Annotated in this window: 16 protein-coding genes and 1 pseudogene; 6 read left to right on the top strand and 11 right to left on the bottom strand. The window is 70.6% G+C overall.

The features are described from left to right. Window positions 1–48 precede the first annotated feature (48 nt). On the top strand, window positions 49–615 hold the full coding sequence (locus DDV73_RS26680) for a PadR family transcriptional regulator (RefSeq protein WP_206051118.1): 567 nt from the start codon (window positions 49–51) through the stop codon (window positions 613–615). Between the two features lie 22 nt (window positions 616–637). On the opposite strand, the gene DDV73_RS26675 is transcribed toward DDV73_RS26680, so the two are convergent. From DDV73_RS26675 to ahcY, 7 genes are all read right to left on the bottom strand, one after another. Then, window positions 638–1,321: a response regulator gene (locus DDV73_RS26675; RefSeq protein ID WP_240617504.1), complete on the bottom strand. Its 684-nt coding sequence runs from the start codon at window positions 1,319–1,321 to the stop codon at window positions 638–640. A 155-nt stretch (window positions 1,322–1,476) separates the two neighbouring features. Beyond that, window positions 1,477–2,103, bottom strand: a complete 627-nt coding sequence (hpf, locus tag DDV73_RS26670; RefSeq protein WP_109510321.1) for a ribosome hibernation-promoting factor, HPF/YfiA family — start codon at window positions 2,101–2,103, stop codon at window positions 1,477–1,479. A gap of 415 nt (window positions 2,104–2,518) precedes the next feature. Then, on the bottom strand, window positions 2,519–3,229 hold the full coding sequence (locus tag DDV73_RS26665) for a ComF family protein (RefSeq protein WP_109510320.1): 711 nt from the start codon (window positions 3,227–3,229) through the stop codon (window positions 2,519–2,521). A gap of 243 nt (window positions 3,230–3,472) precedes the next feature. After that, window positions 3,473–5,224 (bottom strand): LpqB family beta-propeller domain-containing protein, encoded by a 1,752-nt coding sequence (locus DDV73_RS26660; RefSeq protein ID WP_109510319.1) that lies wholly within the window; start codon window positions 5,222–5,224, stop codon window positions 3,473–3,475. Beyond that, window positions 5,221–6,810 (bottom strand): MtrAB system histidine kinase MtrB, encoded by a 1,590-nt coding sequence (gene mtrB, locus DDV73_RS26655; protein ID WP_109510318.1) that lies wholly within the window; start codon window positions 6,808–6,810, stop codon window positions 5,221–5,223. Before mtrB ends, DDV73_RS26660 begins: the two co-directional genes overlap by 4 nt. Window positions 6,811–6,831: 21 nt before the next feature. Beyond that, window positions 6,832–7,536, bottom strand: coding sequence for an MtrAB system response regulator MtrA (gene mtrA / locus DDV73_RS26650; protein ID WP_109510317.1), 705 nt, complete (start codon window positions 7,534–7,536; stop codon window positions 6,832–6,834). A 63-nt stretch (window positions 7,537–7,599) separates the two neighbouring features. Further along, entirely contained in the window at window positions 7,600–9,045 is a 1,446-nt protein-coding gene (ahcY, locus tag DDV73_RS26645; RefSeq protein ID WP_109510316.1) for an adenosylhomocysteinase, read from the bottom strand. 197 nt (window positions 9,046–9,242) lie between these two features. Here ahcY and DDV73_RS26640 point away from each other — a divergent pair, with 197 nt between their 5' ends. Genes DDV73_RS26640 through DDV73_RS26625 form a run of 4 tightly spaced genes read left to right on the top strand, consistent with a single transcriptional unit; the run spans window position 9,243 to window position 14,293 of the window. Further along, on the top strand, window positions 9,243–10,139 hold the full coding sequence (locus DDV73_RS26640) for a class I SAM-dependent methyltransferase (RefSeq protein WP_109510315.1): 897 nt from the start codon (window positions 9,243–9,245) through the stop codon (window positions 10,137–10,139). After that, window positions 10,132–11,160: a glycosyltransferase gene (locus DDV73_RS26635; RefSeq protein WP_109510314.1), complete on the top strand. Its 1,029-nt coding sequence runs from the start codon at window positions 10,132–10,134 to the stop codon at window positions 11,158–11,160. The genes DDV73_RS26640 and DDV73_RS26635 overlap by 8 nt, the downstream gene beginning before the upstream one ends. After that, on the top strand, window positions 11,157–12,077 hold the full coding sequence (locus tag DDV73_RS26630) for an NAD-dependent epimerase/dehydratase family protein (protein ID WP_109510313.1): 921 nt from the start codon (window positions 11,157–11,159) through the stop codon (window positions 12,075–12,077). Before DDV73_RS26635 ends, DDV73_RS26630 begins: the two co-directional genes overlap by 4 nt. Further along, window positions 12,077–14,293, top strand: a complete 2,217-nt coding sequence (locus tag DDV73_RS26625; RefSeq protein ID WP_109510312.1) for a hypothetical protein — start codon at window positions 12,077–12,079, stop codon at window positions 14,291–14,293. Before DDV73_RS26630 ends, DDV73_RS26625 begins: the two co-directional genes overlap by 1 nt. Here the strand turns inward: DDV73_RS26625 and DDV73_RS26620 are convergent. Both DDV73_RS26620 and DDV73_RS26615 read right to left on the bottom strand, forming a co-directional pair. Further along, window positions 14,199–15,194, bottom strand: a complete 996-nt coding sequence (locus tag DDV73_RS26620) for a DUF808 domain-containing protein (RefSeq protein ID WP_109510311.1) — start codon at window positions 15,192–15,194, stop codon at window positions 14,199–14,201. The two genes, DDV73_RS26625 and DDV73_RS26620, sit on opposite strands and share 95 nt — an antisense overlap. A 174-nt stretch (window positions 15,195–15,368) precedes the next feature. Then, window positions 15,369–15,992 carry a TetR/AcrR family transcriptional regulator gene (locus DDV73_RS26615; protein WP_109510310.1) on the bottom strand — a complete coding sequence of 208 codons (624 nt, stop codon included), beginning with the start codon at window positions 15,990–15,992 and terminating at the stop codon, window positions 15,369–15,371. A 96-nt stretch (window positions 15,993–16,088) separates the two neighbouring features. Here DDV73_RS26615 and DDV73_RS26610 point away from each other — a divergent pair, with 96 nt between their 5' ends. Next, window positions 16,089–16,913 (top strand): oxygenase MpaB family protein, encoded by an 825-nt coding sequence (locus tag DDV73_RS26610; protein WP_206051117.1) that lies wholly within the window; start codon window positions 16,089–16,091, stop codon window positions 16,911–16,913. A 115-nt stretch (window positions 16,914–17,028) separates the two neighbouring features. Here DDV73_RS26610 and DDV73_RS26605 read toward each other — a convergent pair whose 3' ends face one another. Together DDV73_RS26605 and DDV73_RS28955 are read right to left on the bottom strand one after the other, a co-directional pair. After that, entirely contained in the window at window positions 17,029–18,480 is a 1,452-nt protein-coding gene (locus tag DDV73_RS26605) for an alpha/beta hydrolase family protein (RefSeq protein ID WP_109510309.1), read from the bottom strand. Between the two features lie 192 nt (window positions 18,481–18,672). Continuing rightward, window positions 18,673–18,852 (bottom strand): annotated as a pseudogene (locus DDV73_RS28955) (IS110 family transposase); the annotation flags it as partial.

Here is an 18,852-nt window from a genome sequence, read left to right as displayed (position 1 = left end):
CTCCCTATACTATGACTAGTCAAGGTCGATTCTCGTGGAGGTTGCCGGATGCCCGCTGTACTGCGTCGCTCACCGCTGGCGATGGTGCTGCTCGCACTGTTGGAGGAGGCGGCGATGCACGCCTACCGGATGCAGCAGCTGATCCGCGAGCGCGCCCAGGACAGTGTGGTCAATGTCGGCTCCCGGAACAGCGTCTACCAGGTGCTGGACCGGCTGCAGCGGCACCAGCTGATCGCGGTTGCCGAGGACGGCGGCCAGGGCGGGAAGACCGTCTACGAGATCACCGGCGCCGGCCGGGAGACGCTCTACGCCTGGCTCGGCGAGATGCTGGGGCGCCCGCGCAACGAGTACCCGGAGTTCCCCGCGGCCCTGGCCTTCGTCGCCCTGCTCACCCCGGCCCGAACCGCCGAGCTGCTGGCCGAGCGAATCGCCGAGCTCGACGCCGTACTCGCCCAGCCCGACCCGGAGACGGTCGGCAAGGAGCTGGGGCTGCCGCGGGTCTTTCTCGTCGAGGACGAGTACAAGCGCGCGATGGCCACGGCTGAGCGAGCCTGGGTGGCCGGCCTGGTCGCCGACCTACGCTCCGGAAGCCTGGCCTGGGAGCGGCCCGGCTGAGGCCGGCCGCAACGACGCCCGGTCAGGGGATGTCGAGCAGCTTCTCCTTGACCGCGTACATCACGGCCTCCATGCGCGAGTGCAGCTGGAGCTTCTCCAGGATGTTGCGCACGTGGTTCTTGACGGTGTTCTCGCTGATGAACAGCTGGCGGGCGATCTCGCGGTTGTTGAGGCCCTTCGCGACCAGCCGCAGCACCTCGAGCTCGCGCTCGGTCAGCCGGAGGCCGGAGACCTGGTCCCGCTCGGGCCGCGACATCTGCTTGAACTCGTCGATCAGCTTGACCGCCATCGACGGCGAGATCAGCGACTGGCCGTCGGCCACCAGCCGGACCGCCTGCGCGACCTCGTCGATCGAGGAGTCCTTGAGCAGGTAGCCCGAGGCCCCGCTCTTGACCGCCTCGTAGAGGTCGGCCTCCTCGTCGCTGACCGTCAGCATGATGATCTTCGCCGACGGCACAGTCTCCTTGATCGCGACGCAGGCCTCGATGCCGGACTGCTTCGGCATCCGGACGTCGAGCAGCACCACGTCGGGCGCCGTACTCGCTGCGAGTGTCGAACCCTCTACGCCGTCACCGGCCTCGCCGACAACGTCGATGCCGGCCTCCACGCCCAAGAGCATCGTCAAGCCCTTCCGGAAAAGCTCCTGGTCATCGACCACCAGCACCCGGATCGGCTCTCGCTCAGTTGTCCCTGCCTGCTCTCCCACAAGAGGCATCATGGCACGAAGTGGCCATCCCGGTTGCCTCGACGGACCATCCAAACTCGCTAGCGCCGATAGCCAGTGCGGGCTACCGCGACCCTGCGCAAGCTCGGGTGGTCGAGCAGGGTTGCGCAGCAATCTGCTCGACCACCCGGTGTTGCTCAGGTGGCGAGGTTGAGCGAGATCACGCCGTAGTCGTAGCCGCGGCGGCGGTAGACGACCGACGGCCGTTCGTTCTCCTTGTCGACGAACAGATAGAAGTCGTGGCCCACGAGCTCCATCTCGTAGAGGGCCTGGTCCAGGGTCATGGGAGCCGCGGCGTGCGTCTTCTCGCGCACCACGAGGGGTCCGTCGCCAGTGACCGCGATCGGTCCGACCTGGCGCTCAACGGTGACGGTGCCTACCTCCTCGGTGGAGGTGGCCAGTCCGTCGGGTACGACGCCCGCTAGGGCCTGCCCGACGGAGACGGGGGTGTGGCGGCCGCGGTGCACGCGGCGGCGGTCGGCCGCGCGGCGCATCTGTGCGGCCATCTTGTCCAGCGCGAGATCGAGAGCGCCCATCTTGTCCTCGGCTGCTGCCTCGGCCCGGATGACGGGTCCCTTGGAGAATGCGGTGAGCTCGACGCGAACAGCCCGGTCGTGCTGTCGGGGGTTCCGCTCCTTCTCCACTTCGACCTGGACCCTGATGATCCGGTGGTCGTGCTTCTCGAGCCGGGCCAGTTTCTCCTCGACATGACTGCGGAACCTGTCCGACACCTCACAGTGCCGTGCATTGACCACAACGTCCATGTGAACCTCCCGTACTTCAGTTGGCGATATTCACTCCCCTACCGGCCCTGTCCTGGGCAGGCATCATCAACGGGCCGCTGAGTGGCCCGTGGGGAGCGTGGGCTGGAGTCCGTCCGGCCGACCTGGTCTTCGACCCCACAGTCGCCTGCTGAGGCGTTCGCAGCTTCTCTGCCACTACTGGCCTTCTCCCGCCTTCGGCCGTATCTGACGGCGTGGGCGAGGCAGGACTTACGTCTAAGCCGCACCGTGATCGTCCGAAGCCCGAGCGCACCCGGACACCGGACTTACGTGGACCGTTTTGCCTGCGACTGGCATCGGCTAGCCACCCGGACCTACTCGTCCCGGTGACGCAACCACGGACCCGGACGGACTCCATGAATCGACGTTAGACGGTAGGTGTCTGCAAGGAAAGCGCTCAGCCTGAAGATTCCCCGAGAGCGGTGCTACCCAGTCTGCGACGGGTCGCCGCGACACTGGCTATTCCCACTATCCGGACACCGACGGAGGCCAGCGCGCGCTGCGCTTCGTGGACCGTCGCGCCGGTCGTGAGCACGTCGTCGCAGACCACGACCTGGGCCGCCGGACGATGCGCGGCCAGCCGGGCCAGCCGCCGGGACGGGCACGACATCGAGCCCGCGAGGTTAGCGGCGCGGCCGGCAGCGTCCAGACCACCCTGGTCGACCACACCGCCGCGCAGCGCCAGCAGCCGGTGCGGCAGCGCGTCGTACTCCTCCCGGCGGAGTAGCCGGGCCGCCTCGGCGACCAGGGAGTACGTCGCGTCGTGACCACGCCGGCGCACCATCGTCGGCCGCGACGGCGCCGGCACCAGGACGACCGGCAGCTCCGGGCTCACCAGCTCGCGCACCGCGCTCGCCAGCAGCTCCCCGAGCGGTCGCCGGAGCGCGAACAGGCGGCGCTCCTTGTGTCCCACGATCAGGTCCCGCACCACGCCGTCGTACTCCGCGGCCGACACCGGCAGCGCCAGGCCCGGCGGGGCCGGGCTCGGCCAGCGCGCCTGGGCCCGCGTGGGCAGTCGCGCGTGGCAGTCGACGCAGAGCAGCCGGCCGGGCCGGCCGCAGGCGACACAGGTGCTGCCGGTCAGCAGGTCGACGACGGCGTCCAGCACTAGTGGTCACCGCCGGGCGTACGTCGGGGGTATGCGCGGTCAGGGTGCGTGCAGCGCAAGGCGGCGGCGCGAAGGCAGGCTTGCCTGCCTGTCGAGCGTCGCCAACGCCGCGATGTGCGTGCCATGGCCGCGCATACCGTTGGCGTACGTCCGGAGGTGACCACTTGTCCATCGCACTGGTCACGCAGCTCGCGATCAAGAGCGGGCCGAGCGCCTGTGGACAGGCGGCCGGCGGACCGGGGCTCAGCCGACGTAGGTGAGCGCGCGGATGCGCTGCCGCCCGACGAGCCGGCTCTCGGTCAGCGAGACCTGCATGATCTCGCCGCGGGCGTTGGTGCAGTAGATGAGCGAGTTCTGCTGGGGTGAGGCGGCCACCCCGACCATGTCCTGGTCCATCGCCTCGCCGAAGTCTGCGGGCTCGTCGGAGACCGCCGCACCGAGCGGCACGATCGACAGCTGGGTGAAGGCGTTCGGGGTCTTCCGCAGCACCAGCACGTTGGTCGGAGACTGCCACGCGAGGTCCTGTACGGCGAACGGCACGGTCTCGGTGCCGGCGTACATCAGCCGGGCACCAGTGGCGCCCGACACCGAGCCGTCGACGTTGTGCTCCAGCCGGCTCACCACCAGCGCGTCGCCCGTGGCACGACGGACCGCCGCGACGATCCGGGTCCCGTCGCGCGACACCAGGAAGTCGACCACCCGCTTGCCGCTGATGCCCGGCACATAGACCGGCCGCAGCCGCCCGTCCTTGAAGTGCCAGACGCGGGCTCCACGCTCGGAACGGTCGATCAGCCACAACCGTCCGGAGACGTCCCAGGCCGGCGCCAGCACCTCCGATCCGCGGATGACCTGCTCGACCGGCGCCTCGCCGTCATCGATCTGCGCCAGATAGACGGTCCGGGCGTCGGCCGTCACCCCGGCCACACCGGCCTTCTGGCCGCCGTCGAGATCGACCGCCGCGCGACCGAGCTGGTAGTCCGCGCTGCCGAAGGCGCCCCTGACCGGCGTCCACTTCTCCTCGACCACCCGGCCGAGCCGCCCGTCGCTGATGCCGTACAGGTCGGTGGGACTGTGGACGTACGCCGGGTCGTAGGGCTGGCTGCCATCGACGTCGACGTCGTTCGGGCCACTCACCAGCCTGCCGTCCATGGTCACCCGGAGCTGGAGGATCGAGGGATCCTGGCGCAGCGTCCACTGCAGCTGGGCGATCATCATCCGCAGCTGGTCCGCCGACGGTGGCGCGCCGGAGCCGGGCAGGTCGATCTCGGCCAGGCCGTCCGGCTGCACGTCGACCCTCACCTCGGACACGCTGTTCACCGTGGGCAGGTAGGTGCGGGCGATGAGCTGTCCGTCGGCGGGCGGGCCGTGGACCAGGCTGCGCACCAGGCTGGTGGCCAGCTGCGCACCTCGCGGCACATACACAGCCTCCGGTACCAGGATCTGCGCGGCCACGTCGAAGAAGTAGATCTGCTGCCGGACGAACTGATCGTCGAACCAGCGCCGCGGCACGACCAGCGCGTTCGGTGCCTCCTCGATCCGCGGCTGGCTGCCGTCCCAGCCCATGTCGAACTCCAGCGTGGACTCGTCCTCGGTCAGCTGCTCGACCCAGGCGCCGCGCGAGTTGAGCTTCTCGGCGCCCTGCAGCCGAACCTGCACGGGGTCCGAGCCGGAGACGTCGGCATCGGTATAGGTGATGATCGCCCGGTCGGGATGCCATCGCGAGCGGCTCGCCCGCATGAGGTACTCCTTCGCGACCGTGGTGGACACCGGCTCGGCGGTCATCGCATCGAGGAACCCGCGCACGATCCCGTCGAACGTCGAGTCCGGCGCGGGCGGCGGAGGCACCCGGCCGGAGTCCGGCTGCTCGGTGGTGGCGACGTCGACCTCCTCCACCGGCCCGGACTCGGGCAGGGTCATGCAGCCGGACAGCAGGCCGGCCAGCAGCACGCTCACGACGCCGGCGATCAGCCCACGCTTCGAACTCCGCCCGCTCACGCCGGCACCTTCGCATCCGCAGGCACCAGTGGCAATGGGCTGTGACGCAGCGACCCACTCGAGCGGCGGGGCAGCGTGAGCCGGAACTGGGCGCCGTCTCCGGGCTGTCCCCAGGCCTGAAGCCACCCGCCGTGCAGGTGGGTGTCCTCGAGCGCGATCGACAGGCCGAGGCCGGTGCCGCCACTGGTGCGGGCGCGAGCGGGGTCCGCCCGCCAGAACCTGTTGAACACCAGCGCGGACTGGCCCGCCTCCAGGCCGATGCCGTGGTCGCGGACCGCGATCGCCGAGGCGTCGTCGTTGCTGGCGACGTAGATCTCGATGTCCCCACTGTCGGAGTGATCGATGGCGTTGCTGACCAGGTTGCGCACGATCCGCTCGACCCGGCGTACGTCGGCCTCCACGAGGCAGGGCCCGTCCGGCGCGTGTACGACGATCTGGACGCCGCACCGCGCCGCCAGCGGACCGGTCGCGTCCACGATCCGCCGGCACAGGTCGACCAGGTTCACGTCGACGACCTCCAGGGCGGCGGCACCGGCATCGAAGCGGCTGATCTCCAGCAGGTCGCCGAGGAGCCGCTCGAAGCGGTCCAGCTCGGTCTGCAAGAGCTCGGCCGCTCGAGCGGTCGCCGGGTCGAACGAGCCGCGCGCGTCGTGCAGCACGTCGCTGGCCATGCGTACCGTCGTGAGCGGGGTTCGCAGCTCGTGGGACACGTCGGACACGAACCGCCGCTGCATCCGGCTCAGCTCCTCCAGCTGGCCGATCTGGCGCTGCAGGTTGGAGGCCATCTGGTTGAAGGAGGTCCCCAGGCGTGCGATGTCGTCGTGACCACGGATCCGCAGCCGCTCCTCCAGCTTGCCGGACGCCAGCCGCTCGGCGACCTGCCGCGCCAGCCGGACCGGGGTCACCACCTGCCGGGCGACCAGCCAGGTGACACCGGCGATCAGGAGCAGCAGCGCACCGCCGGCGGTGATCAGCGCCCGGCTCACCAGACTGAGGGTCTCGCGCTCCTCGGTGAGCGGAAACAGGTAGTAGATCGTGTAGAACTGGCCGTCGGCGGGTAGCTGGATCCGGGAGCCGACCACGATCCCTGGAGTCGGGTCGCCGGAGGTGGCGGCGGGGACCGAGCCGTAGGTCCAGACCGTGGTGTCAGAGGTCTGGAAGTGCTGGCGCAGGTCGAGCGGCACCGCCTCGAGGTGACGCACCGAGGTCATCCGGGCCCCGAGCCTGCGCAGGTCGGTGTCGTCCTGGCCGGGCCCGGCGAGAACGGCACCGAAGCCGCGGTTGCGGGCCACCCGATCGATCGAGTCGAAGACCTCCTCCTGTTGCCGGGCGACATCGGTGTCGGTGCCGGGGAGGGCCTCCAGCCGCTGTTTGGCCAGGTCGGTCTCGACGTTGGCCTCGCCGACCGCCGACTCCACCTTGTTCTCGAGCAGGCCGTCGCGGGTCTGCTGCAACAGGAACCAGCCCACCAGCGTCACCACGATCGCGGTGAGCAGCACCGTGCTGACCACGACCCGGGCCTGGATCGAACGCTGCCAGAAGGTGAGGCCACGGCGGACAGCGGTGGGGATGCTCGTGCGGACCATCGACGGGCCTAAACAGTCATCTCAGGACGTTCCAGCCTTGTAGCCGACACCGCGGACGGTGACCACGATCTCGGGGTTCTCCGGGTCGTGCTCGACCTTCGAGCGGAGCCGCTGCACGTGGACGTTGACCAGCCGGGTGTCGGCGGCGTGCCGGTAGCCCCACACCTGCTCGAGCAGCACCTCGCGGGTGAAGACCTGCCACGGCTTGCGGGCCAGGCACACCAGCAGGTCGAACTCGAGCGGGGTCAGGCTGATCGGTCGGCCGGCGCGGGCTACGGCGTGCCCGGCGACGTCGATGGTCAGGTCGCCGATGGCGAGGGTCTCCGGCGTCGGCGCCTCGAAGCGGCGTACTCGAGCCCGGATCCGGGCCACCAGCTCCTTGGGCTTGAACGGCTTGATGACGTAGTCGTCGGCGCCCGACTCCAGGCCCACGACGACGTCGACGGTGTCGCCCTTGGCCGTGAGCATCACGATCGGCGTGCCGGACTCCGCGCGGATCTCCTTGCACACGTCGATGCCGTCCTTGCCGGGCAGCATCAGGTCGAGCAGGAGTACGTCGGGCTTGTACTCGCGGAAGGCGGCCAGCGCCTCGTCACCGCGCGTGCAGACCCGGCTGTCGAAGCCCTCCTGGCGAAGGACGATCGTCAGCATCTCGGCGAGGGACGCGTCGTCGTCCACGACGAGGACGCGTCCCTTACCGCCGTACTCCGGCTGGGTTTGTGCCATTTAACGATCCTAGTGGCCCGGTGCACATGAGCCGCGGAAACCGGGCCACTGGGCCGCTTCTGGTCAGTAGCGGTAGTGCTCGGACTTGAACGGGCCGGTGACCGGGATGCCGAGGTAGTCGGCCTGGTCGTCGGTCAGCTCGGTGAGCTTGACGCCGAGCGAGGCGAGGTGGAGGCGGGCGACCTCCTCGTCGAGGTGCTTGGGCAGCACGTACACGCCGACGGGGTACTCCTCGGTCTTGGTGAACAACTCGATCTGCGCCAGGACCTGGTTGGTGAAGGAGTTCGACATCACGAACGACGGGTGGCCGGTGGCGTTGCCGAGGTTCATCAGCCGGCCCTCGGACAGCACGATGATCGACTGACCGCCGACCTCGTTGGCCTCCGGGAAGGTCCAGACGTCGACCTGCGGCTTGACGTTCTTGCGCTCGGCGGTGCCGGGCGTCTCGAGGCCGGCCATGTCGATCTCGTTGTCGAAGTGGCCGATGTTGCCGATGATCGCGTTGTGCTTCATCCGCTTCATCTGGTCGACGGTGACGACGTCCTTGTTGCCGGTCGCGGTGATCACGATGTCGGCGATCGGGAGGCTGTTGTCGAGGGTGTCGACCTGGTAGCCGTCCATCGCCGCCTGCAGCGCGCAGATCGGGTCGATCTCGGTGATGATCACCCGGGCGCCCTGGCCGCGCAGCGACTCCGCGGAGCCCTTGCCGACGTCGCCGTACCCGCACACGACCGCGACCTTGCCGCCGATGAGTACGTCGGTGGCACGGTTGATGCCGTCGATGAGGGAGTGGCGGCAGCCGTACTTGTTGTCGAACTTGGACTTGGTGACCGAGTCGTTGACGTTGATGGCCGGGAAGAGCAGCGAGCCTTCCTTCATCATGTCGTAGAGCCGGTGTACGCCGGTCGTGGTCTCCTCGGTGACGCCCTTGAGCTCGTTGGCGATCTTGGACCAGCGGTCGGTGCTCTCCTTGAGGGACGCCTGCAGCACCTCGAAGATGATCTTCTGCTCGCCGCTGGTGGCGGTCGCCGGGTCCGGCGCCTCGCCCTTCTTCTCGGCCTCGACACCGAGGTGGACCAGCAGCGTCGCGTCGCCACCATCGTCGAGGATCATGTTGGCGAACTTGCCGTCCGGCCACTGCAGGATCTGCTGGGTGCACCACCAGTACTCCTCCAGCGTCTCGCCCTTCCAGGCGAAGACGGGGACGCCGGCGGGGGCGTCGGGGGTCCCGGTCGGGCCGACCGCGATCGCGGCCGCGGCGTGGTCCTGGGTCGAGAAGATGTTGCACGAGGCCCAGCGGACCTCGGCGCCGAGGGCGACCAGGGTCTCGATCAGGACCGCGGTCTGAATGGTCATGTGCAGCGACCCGGCGATCCGGGCTCCGGCCAGCGGCTTCTCCGCGCCGTACCGCTCGCGCATCGCCATCAGACCGGGCATCTCGTGCTCGGCCAGCTCGATCTCGGTGCGGCCGAAGTCGGCCAGGCTCAGGTCGGCGACCTTGTAGTCCATGAACTCATCCCTCGTCTGTGGCAGCTGATGCGTTCGGCCAGCGTAGACCTGGAAAAGTCCCAGGGTGGAATCCTCGCGACCCGCAGCAGAGCGCTAGGTCGTGCCAACTATCGGCCGGTTCATTACGTCTAATCCTTGAGGCGTGCGTCCTGCAGGGGCGCAGGTCCGGACCACCACGACCTGGCCGGAAGGATCACATGACCGACGTGGGCTCGCCCTCGATCAGCCACCCAGACTACTGGTGGTACCGCGCTCGCGCCGACCTGCTCCGGGTGGCGCTGGAGCGGTACGTCGGCAGCCCGGGCCGCGTGCTCGACGTCGGCAGCGCCGACGGGCCCAGCGTCGGCTGGCTGCGCCACGGCCAGCGGGTCGCCCTGGACCTCGACCCTCGAGGTCTGCAGCCGGGCGACATCTGCGGCTCGGCGACCGCGCTGCCGTTCGCCGATGGGAGCTTCGACGTGGTCGCGGCGTTCGACGTGGTCGAGCACTGCCGGTCGGAGGAGTCCGCGCTCGCGGAAGTAGCGCGGGTGCTGGCGCCCGGCGGCCGGTTCCTGATGTCGGTGCCGGCGTACCAATGGGCCTGGACCCACCACGACGACCTCAACCACCACCACCGGCGCTACACGCGCCGGCGGGCGGTCGCCGCCGTCCGAGGCGCGGGGCTCGACGTGCTCCGCGCCAGCCATGTCTTCGCCGGCACCTTCCCGTTCTTCGCCGCCGACCGGCTCCGCACCCGGCTCCGCGAGCGCGGTCGGTCGGCCACACCGCTCGCGGAGGGCGAGGTCCCACCGCTGCCGCAGCCGTCGCCGGCGGTCGAGTCGCTGCTGATGGCGTGCTCCCGGCTGGACCGACGGCTGCTCGCCCGCCGCGACCTGCCGTTCGGCTCCTCGGTCGTCGTCGCTGCCGTCAAGCCCGGAGCCACCGATGGACGCCGTAGCGAGCGTCGCCAGGCGGGTGTGATGGCAAGGCGGCGGAGCGAAGGCGGGCCGGAGGCCCGTCGAGTCTTCGCCAACGCAGCCAGCGCGCCCGCATGGTGGCGCTCGGTAGGCGGCCATCGGTGGCTCCGGGCTACGCCGGGCGGTCGCCGTGGCTGAACGCGAGCACGAGATCTCCGTGGTGGTCCCGGTCTACCGGGGCGCGAGCACGCTGCCCGCGCTGGTCACCGAACTGGCCGCCTGGACCGAGCCGTTCGTCACGCCCGGCGGACACCGCGCCCGGGTCGCCGAGGTGCTGCTGGTGCACGACTGCGGCCCTGACGACTCCGACCGGGTGCTGCGCGAGCTCGCGGACGCCCACGACTGGGTGCGGCCGGTGTGGCTGAGCCGCAACTTCGGCCAGCATCCGGCGACCATGGCCGGCATGTCGTCGTCGGGAGGCGACTGGGTGGCAACCCTCGACGAGGACGGCCAGCACGACCCGGCGTACCTCCCGGCGCTGCTGGACCGGGCGATGGCCGACCGCGCCGACGTGGTCTACGCCGCGCCGACCAACCCACCGCCGCACGGGCCGCTCCGCAACGCCGCCTCGCACGGTGCCAAGTGGCTGGTGCGCACCGTCGGCGGCACCGCCGCGGCGGAGCAGTTCCACAGCTACCGGCTGGTGCTCGGCGTGATCGCGCGCAGCGTCGCGGCGTACGCCGGGCCGCGCGTCTACCTCGATGTGGCGCTGACCTGGCTCACCGACCGGGTCACCACCTGTCCGGTCGAGCTGCGCGACGACAGCCAGCGCCCGTCCGGCTACCGGCTCCGCACCCTGGCCTCCCACTTCTGGCGGCTGCTGCTGACCAGCGGCACCCGGCCCCTGCGGATCGTCAGCCTGAGCGGCGTGCTGATGGCCGGCCTGGGCTTCCTGCTGGCCGGCTGGGTGGTCGGCGTCCGGCTGCTCGGAGATGTCGGCGAGCAGGGCTGGGCCTCGGTGATGGTGGCGATCCTGATCGGCATCGGGATGGTGCTCTTCGCGCTTGGCGTGGTCGCCGAGTACGTCGGGGTCGCGGTCAGCATGGCGATGGGCAGGCCGCACTTCCTGGTGGTCGGCGACCGTGCCGACGGGCCGCACGGACCGGACCCGGCGCAGGGCCCGGCGGCGCGGGCGGCGGATCGGGCGGCGGGCCGATGAGCACGCTGGTGGTCGGCGGCGGCGGCCTGCTCGGCAGCCACGTGGTGGATGCGCTGCGGCGCCAGGGGCTGGCGTGCCGGGTGCCGCGGGTGGCCGACTGGCTGGACACCTCGGCCACGCTGGACACGCTCCTGGAACAGGTGCCGGCGGCGGGCGACGACTACCGGGTGGCCTGGTGCGCCGGTGCCGGCACTGTCGCCACCGAGCCGGAGACGCTCGAGCGGGAGGTGCGGCTGTTCGAGCGGTTCCTGGACGAGCTCCCGACGCCGCCTAGGGTGGTCTTCCTGGCCTCGTCGGCAGGTGGCGTGTACGCCGGCTCGCCCGCCTCGCCGCCGTTCTCCGAACGCTCGGCGACCGGCGCGCTGGCGCCGTACGGCGTGGCCAAGCTGGCGATGGAGCGCCGGCTCGCGGCGTACGCCCGCCGGCGCGGCACCCGCGGCGTACTCGGCCGGATCAGCAACCTCTACGGACCCGGCCAGAACCTCGACAAAGGGCAGGGCCTGGTCTCGCGGATCCGGCACGGTCAGCTGGTGCACGAGCCGCTCGGGATCTACGTCTCGATGGACACCCTGCGCGACTACCTGTTCGTGCGCGACGCGGCGGAGATGGTGCTCGCCTGCCTCGACCGGGCCGCCGCCGAGCCGCCCGGCACGGCCACCGTCAAGATCCTGGCGTCCGGCAAGGCGCTGTCGATCGCGGCGCTGGCCGGTGAGTCGGCGCGGGTCTTCCGGCGCTCCCCCGGGCTGGCCAGCCGGCCCAGCCACCGTGCCGCCGCCCAGGTGCGCGATCTTCGGCTGCGCTCGGTCGTGTGGCCCGAGATCGACGCGCTGGCCCGGACGCCGGTCGGCACCGGCCTGCACGCCACCGGCAACGCCGTGGCCGACGCCTTCGTGACCGGCAAGCGCCGAGCTAACTGATGGCGCGGCTCCGTGGCTGGTCAGGCTGGCACGAGCTGGGTTGGGCAAGCCTGGCGGTGGTCGTCGTATGGGTCGCCTGGCTCGGACCGCGGCTGGGCAACGACCGCCGCTACTTCCGAGGCGACACCGAGGGCGCGTACTACGGCTGGTGGTACCGCTTCGGCGAGTCGCTGCGGGCCGGCGACTGGCCGATGCTGGACGTGCACACCTGGACCGGCTCGAACCTGCTCGCCGAGGGCCAGCCCGGCCTGTTCAACCCGCTGCTCGCGGTGATCGGCTTGGGCGCGACGGCGGCGCCCGACCTCGCGACGTACGCACTGTGCGTGAAGCTCACGGTCGCGGCGGTCGCCGTGGTCGGCACGATGCTCCTGGCCAGGTCGTACGGCGTGCACCCTGGGCTGGCGGCGGCCGCGGGGGCGGCGGTGCCGCTGTGCGGGTTCACGATCACCTTCGACGGGCCGGCCTGGTTCGCGGGCCTGCTGGTGTGCGCGCTGCTGCCGTGGGCGTGGTGGGGCATCCGCCGGGTGATGGCTGGGCACAACCCATGGCCGGCGCTGGTGGCCGGCTATCTCGTCGTCACGGTCGGCTACGTCTACGGCACCATCTACCTCGCCATCGTGCTGGTCGGCTGCCTGATCGAAGCTGCCGTCCGCCGCCGGTGGCAGGTCCTGCTGCGGGTCGGCGTGGTCGCCGTCTGCTGCGGGCTGGTCGCGGTGACCGTCTACCTGCCCGGCGTGCTCACCGCGCCGGTCACCACCCGGGCCGAGTGGAAGACCGGCGGTCAGGGACCACTGCACATCCCGCCGCTCGGCCTGCTGATCGGCGGACAGCCGACGACCGTGCTGGGCGCCGGCCCGGTCGGCGGGACCCTGCACTCCGGGAACATCCCGGCGATCTCGTACGTCGCGTGGTTCGTGCCGCTGCTGGCGTGGGCCGACTGGCGCGCGCTGCGGGCACGGGCGAGTGGCCTGATCGCCATCGGGTTCACGCTGGTGCTGCTAGTCATCTGGTCGCTCGGGCCGTACCAGCTCGGGCCGATCCGCTGGCCGGCCCGGATCATGCCGATGGTCTCGCTGGTGATCGTGCTGCTGGTCGTGGTGCTGCTCGACCAGGCGCTCCGGGTCCGGCGGCCGTCGGCGGTGCGGCTGGCCGCGAGCCTGGCCTGGGTCGCGGCCGGCGGCGTACTCGCCACGCTCGGTGACCGCGACCGGTGGGAGCAGCAGGTAGCGGTCGCGGCGGCGATGGGCGCGGGTGTCGCTGCCGTGTGGCTGCTCGCGTCCGGTGAGCGCCGGGGCCGCGCGCTCGCCTGCGTCGGCGGCGTCCTGGTCTGCGGATCGATGGTGGCGTCACTGGCGACCACCGACCTTCGCCCCGGGCTGCCCTCGCCCAGCCGGGTGCTGCCGCTGTCGGCCTCCGAGTACCGCCATCAGCTCGCCGCGGCCGAGGGCGACACGGTCGTGGTCGGCCCGAGCCGCAACACCGCACGGTGGAGCGAGGCGCGGTCACGATCACTGCTGGCGGCCAACGCCTGGTACCTCAACCCGCGGTCGGTCCGGAACACCTACTCGACGATCGGCTTCCAGGCCTTCAACGAGGCCCTCTGTGTGCGCTACGACGGCAGCTACTGCCCGAACGCGCTCAACAAGATGCTGGAGATCGAGCCAGAGACCGGCCTGCCGTACGCCGAGCTGCTGTCGGTCCAGACGGTGGTCCTGAGCACCGAGCACCACTGGTTCGTCGGCCGTGAGGTGCCGCCCGGCTGGCGCGAGGTCAGCCGGGACGACCTGACCCGCGTCTGGGTGCGGGACGCCCAGGTTCCGCCGTCCGGAAGCGTGGTCTGGAGCTCACCCGGCACCACGGTCCGACAGATCTCGAACAGCGGCGAGTCGGTCTCGTTCGTGGTCGACGAGGTGCCCGCCGGCGGCGGCACGGTGGTGCTGAGCCGGCTCGCCTGGCCCGGTTACCGCGTGGACGGCGCCGAGCTCGGCGAGCCGCTCGACGACTATCTGGTCCGGGTGAAGGTGCCCGGCGACGCGGCCGGCCACACCGTCCGGGTGACGTTCCGGCCGCCGCAGTGGGAGCTGGAGCTCGCCGCCCTGGCGACCGCGCTCGCCGTCGGGTTCAGCTGGTCGGCGGCGGAGCCGCTGCTTCGTCGCCGGCGTCGCCGTGATCTTCCGAGTGGTCGTCCTTCCGACCGAACGGAAGCACGTGCATGACCGCGACGATCACCGCGCCGACGACGAGGCCGACGACTGCCGAGGCGAAGGTGTTGGCGACCCAGGCGAGGGTCGCGCCGATCCAGCCGCCGTGTACGGCGTGGTCGATCTCGTGCTCGAGGTCGTGCACCAGGTCGTACGGCGCGTGCCAGCCGAGGTCGTCGACACCGACAAGCAGGATGTGGCCACCGACCCAGAGCATCGCGACGGTGCCGACGACCGAGATCACCGAGAGCAGCTTGGGCATCCCCGCGACCAGGCCGTGACCGAGGCGCTGCGAGAAGGCGCTGGACCGCTGGGTCAGCAGCAGGCCGACGTCGTCCATCTTCACGATCAGCCCGACCACGCCGTACACCGCGATCGTGATCACCACGGCCACCACCGCGAGGATCGCCAGCCGCGACCAGAAGCTCTCGTCGGCGACCTCGTTGAGCGCGATCACCATGATCTCGGCGGACAGGATGAAGTCGGTGCGGATCGCGCCGGCGACCATCGTCTTCTCGGCGTCACCGCCGACGGTGGTCACAGGGACGGCGTGGCCGCTGTGGCCGCTGACCTTCGCCCAGATCTTCTCGGCGCCCTCGTAGGCGAGATAGCAGCCGCCGATCATCAGGATCGGGGTCAGCAGCCAGGGCAGGAACTCGCTGAGGATCAGCGCCGCCGGCAGGATGAAGATCAGCTTGTTGCGGATCGAGCCCCTGGCGATCTGCTTGACGATCGGGAGCTCGCGCTCGGCAGCGACGCCGTGGACGTACTGCGGGGTCACCGCCGTGTCGTCGACGACGACGCCCGCTGCCTTGGTGGTGGCGCGGCCGGCCGCGGCTCCGACGTCGTCGACCGACGCTGCCGCCAGTCGGGCCAGCGCTGCGACATCGTCGAGAAGGGCGAACAGTCCGCTCATGGCCGGAAGAGTAGCCGGTCTCCACCGATGGGCGCCGTGAGCTGCGCGCCGTCAGGCGGGTGTGATGGCAAGGCGGCGGAGCGAAGGCGGGCCGGAGGCCCGTCGAGTCTTCGCCAACGCAGCCAGCGCGCCCGCATGGCGGCGCGCAGTAGGCGCCCATCGGTGGAGACCGGCTTAGCCCGTATCCACTGATGGGCGTCGCCAGCCCGCGCCGCCGGCGAGCAACAGCCGCACGCAGTGCTCCTCGAACGCCGCCCGCTCGACCCGGAGCTCGCCGGTGAGGTAGCGGAAGAACAGGTGGACGAGCGCGCCTGCCAGCGCCGACGCGACCAGCTCGCTGTCGCCGGCGTCGCTATCGATGTGCTCCTCGAACAGCGCGGTCAGCACCGGGAGCATCTCGTCCCGCTTGGCGAACAGCACCGGGTCCGACACCGGCGCCACCACCAGGACCTGGCCGCGGCGCGGGTCGTCGATCGTCTGCTCGACCGCGACCCGGACGCCGGCCCGGGCGACCGACTCGGGGCGGCCGTCGGTCTCGGCGACCGCCTCGACGATGGCCGCGACCGCCTCGTGGGCGGCGGCCTCGAAGGCGGCGATCACCAGCTCGTCGCGGTCGCCGAAGCTCTCGTAGAAGTAGCGCTGGGTGAGCTTGGCGGCCCGGCACACCGACCGCACCGTGACCGCCTGACCGGCGCCCAGGAGCTCGCGCCCGGCCGCGACCAGCTGGGCGCGCCGGACGGCTTTGCGCTCGGCGAGCGTGCTGCCGGCCCAGGTGCGCGTCGTACCAGTGGCGGTCACGGTCCCTCCCTGACGGCGTCAACTGACTACGGGGGTTGTCACTCTAGCAAGTAACTGACTACCATCGTTGTCAGTTTCCCTCCCTAAGGAGCGAGCGTGAGCGCAGTGGAGTCCACGGAGATCGACCTGCGGCCGTACTTCTACGGCATCGCGGGCGCGTACGCCGGCGGCGCGAACACCGTCATGCAGCTCGGCCTCCCGCCGGTCGCGTACGGCGTCCTCGAGAGCACCGTCGACAGCGGGAAGGTCACCAAGCACCCGTTCAAGCGGGCTCGGACCACGCTGAGCTACCTCGCTGTCGCCATCATGGGCGACGACGACGACAAGGCGGCGTACCAGAAGGCGGTCAACCGCTCGCACGTCCCGGTCCGATCGAACCCGGACAGCCCGGTCGAGTACAACGCGTTCGACCCGAACCTGCAGCTCTGGGTGGCAGCCTGTCTCTACTTCGGCACCGTCGACACCTTCGACAAGCTCGGCGTGGTGATGGACGACGAGACCGCCGAGACGGTCTACCAACAGCTCGCGACGCTGGGCACCACGCTGCAGATGCCCCGCGAGCTGTGGCCGGCGGACCGGACGGCGTTCGAGGAGTACTGGCAGGCCGGCCTGGAGCGGATCGAGTACGACCCGCCGGTCCGCGACTACCTGGTCGCCCTGCTCAACTTCCGGTTCCTGCCGCTGGTGCTGCGGCCGACGGCGTGGCCACTGGTGCTCATGAACATCGGCTTCCTGCCGGACTCGGTGCGCGAGAAGCTCGGCCTCGACTGGGGCCCGAAGCGGCAGCGAACCTTCGACACGGTCAACCGGGTCACCGGCGTCATCTATCGGTTGATGCCGACTGTGGTCCGCGCCTTCCCGTTCAACCTCCTGCTGTGGGACGTGCGCCGGCGGGTACGCCGCGGCAAGCCGCTCGTCTGAGCGCGCCGCTGGTTTCCCCGGGCGCCCGGGGAATCCTGCACCGGGCAGGCAGTGCAATGCCTGCCCGGTGCTAGAACTGCCTGCCCGGTACCGATGAACCCAGGCCGGGCCGCCGTCAGTGCGTCGGGCGCAGGAAGCGCGGCGGCATGAACCGGGTGAACTTCGGTACGTCGGGCTCGTCGGTGCCGTCGGTGCTGAAGTCGAAGACGTACTGCAGGTCGTCCGGCATCGCGGCGGCCGCGGCGTTCATCCTGGCCGGCGAGAGGTTCGGCCACCGGCCGGTCTCGATCCGGCGCTCCAGCGACTGGATCGCGACGATCTCCTCGGCGCCGCTGATCGTGCAGTGCCCGCCGCGCTCCACCCAGGTGTTGCGGAGCAGGTGGGACTTGCCGTGCTTGCGGGCCTGCTCGGCGTACCAGCGCTCCTGGTCCACGATCGCGCCACCGTCACCGGTGCTGTGCAGGGTGAGGGTCGGCACCCGGAGGTTCCCGGTGGCGACATCGCGGCTCAGGTACTCGACCGCCTGCGGGTCGGCGGCGATCCGCGGGCCGGCGTTTAGCGCGGCCAGGTCGGCCTTGAGGCTGGCCTGGTCGGCGTGTGCGTAGGCGCGGCGCACCCGCTCACCCTGCGCCGACTTGTGGAACTGGCGCTTGTAGTCGATGCCGGTGTTCCACGACGGGTTGCCACCGGCGCGGGCCTCCAGGTCGATCCGGCCGAGGGTGCCGAGCATCCCGTAAGCCCACTTGACCCATTCCTTCTGCTGCTCCAGGAACTCCAGGTCGTTGGCCGGCTCGGGGTAGCGCGCCGAGTACCAGCCGCTGATGTTGTTCAGCGACCCGATCAGGGCCAGCTTGGCCCGGCCGTCCGGCGTCTCGAACGCCTTGTCCACGGCCGCGTGCAGCGCCATCAGGTCGGCCCAGGCCTCGTCGAACGTGCCGGGGTGCACCAGGTCGATCTCCTCGGCCGGGTCGAGCAGCCGGACGATGGCGTAGGTCAGGTCGAGGACCGTGTTGAACTGGGAGACCGGGTCGTACTCGGCGCAGAACGTCGCCACGCCGTCGAAGCGGCCCGGGTTCTCGGCGGCAAGCTTGACCGCGAGTACGCCGCCCAGCGACTGGCCGGTCGAGATGGTGCGCTCCGGCGTACCGATCTCCCGCTCGAACCAGTCGAGCAGCTTGATCTGGTCCTGGGCGCCCTGCTGGACCTGGTAGCCGGTGACGCCCTTGTAGTTGGACGCGGCCAGTGCGTAGCCGTGGTCGAGCAGCCACTGCTCGCTCGTCTGCCCGTTCGGCAGCGGCCGGTTGGTCAACGCCACCGGCGGCTCCTGCCCCGGCGGCACGAAGAACGAGGGGATGTAGCCGTGGCTGTACAGCAGCAGTGTGCCGTTCCAGTCCTCGGGCGTCTCCACTCGGTACTGGGCGCCGTCGATCTTGCCCTCGAAGGTGTGCCGGCCCGGGTCAGGAATCGGGTCCTGGACGGCGTCAGCGGTGGCGGTCTGGGCCGAGGTGGCCAGGAGGGTGGTGGTCAGCAGTGCTCCGGCCGTGGCGGCGGTCAGCTTGCGCAGCATGTCGGTGTCTCCTAGGTCGGTGGTCCTGCCTTCTTGGACCAGACACCCGGGAGAAACTCATCGCCGACCCGCCCCGTGTTCACACCAGACACCGTCCACCCGGCCCGTGTTCACACCACAAACCGCCGACCCGGCCCGTGTTCACAGTGCCGATGTGAAGACGGGCCGGGTCGACATCGGCCTGAGACGCTTCTATAGGTTGTCAACCCCTGCCGCGAGGTGTCGGTAGAGCTCGCGGGCGATGTATCTCTTGAGGCAGCGGCGGATGCGGGGCTTGCTAAGGGACTCGGCGGTGCGGCGCGCGACGTAGGCGCGGGTGGCGGGGTGGTGCTGCATGCGGGTCTTGGCGATGGAGTGCAGGGCTCGGTTGAG

The organism is Nocardioides speluncae (assembly GCF_003121585.1).
Classification (GTDB): domain Bacteria; phylum Actinomycetota; class Actinomycetes; order Propionibacteriales; family Nocardioidaceae; genus Nocardioides; species Nocardioides speluncae.
This window is presented reverse-complemented; position numbering and strand designations above follow the sequence as displayed.

Bases quoted from the DNA above. Each gene is read 5' to 3' on its own strand.
- DDV73_RS26680 (WP_206051118.1), top strand. From the start codon at position 49: ATGCCCGCTGTACTGCGTCGCTCACCGCTGGCGATGGTGCTGCTCGCA.
- hpf (WP_109510321.1), bottom strand. From the start codon at position 2,103: ATGGACGTTGTGGTCAATGCACGGCACTGTGAGGTGTCGGACAGGTTC.
- mtrB (WP_109510318.1), bottom strand. From the start codon at position 6,810: ATGGTCCGCACGAGCATCCCCACCGCTGTCCGCCGTGGCCTCACCTTC.
- mtrA (WP_109510317.1), bottom strand. From the start codon at position 7,536: ATGGCACAAACCCAGCCGGAGTACGGCGGTAAGGGACGCGTCCTCGTC.
- ahcY (WP_109510316.1), bottom strand. From the start codon at position 9,045: ATGGACTACAAGGTCGCCGACCTGAGCCTGGCCGACTTCGGCCGCACC.
- DDV73_RS26640 (WP_109510315.1), top strand. From the start codon at position 9,243: ATGACCGACGTGGGCTCGCCCTCGATCAGCCACCCAGACTACTGGTGG.
- DDV73_RS26630 (WP_109510313.1), top strand. From the start codon at position 11,157: ATGAGCACGCTGGTGGTCGGCGGCGGCGGCCTGCTCGGCAGCCACGTG.
- DDV73_RS26625 (WP_109510312.1), top strand. From the start codon at position 12,077: ATGGCGCGGCTCCGTGGCTGGTCAGGCTGGCACGAGCTGGGTTGGGCA.
- DDV73_RS26620 (WP_109510311.1), bottom strand. From the start codon at position 15,194: ATGAGCGGACTGTTCGCCCTTCTCGACGATGTCGCAGCGCTGGCCCGA.
- DDV73_RS26605 (WP_109510309.1), bottom strand. From the start codon at position 18,480: ATGCTGCGCAAGCTGACCGCCGCCACGGCCGGAGCACTGCTGACCACC.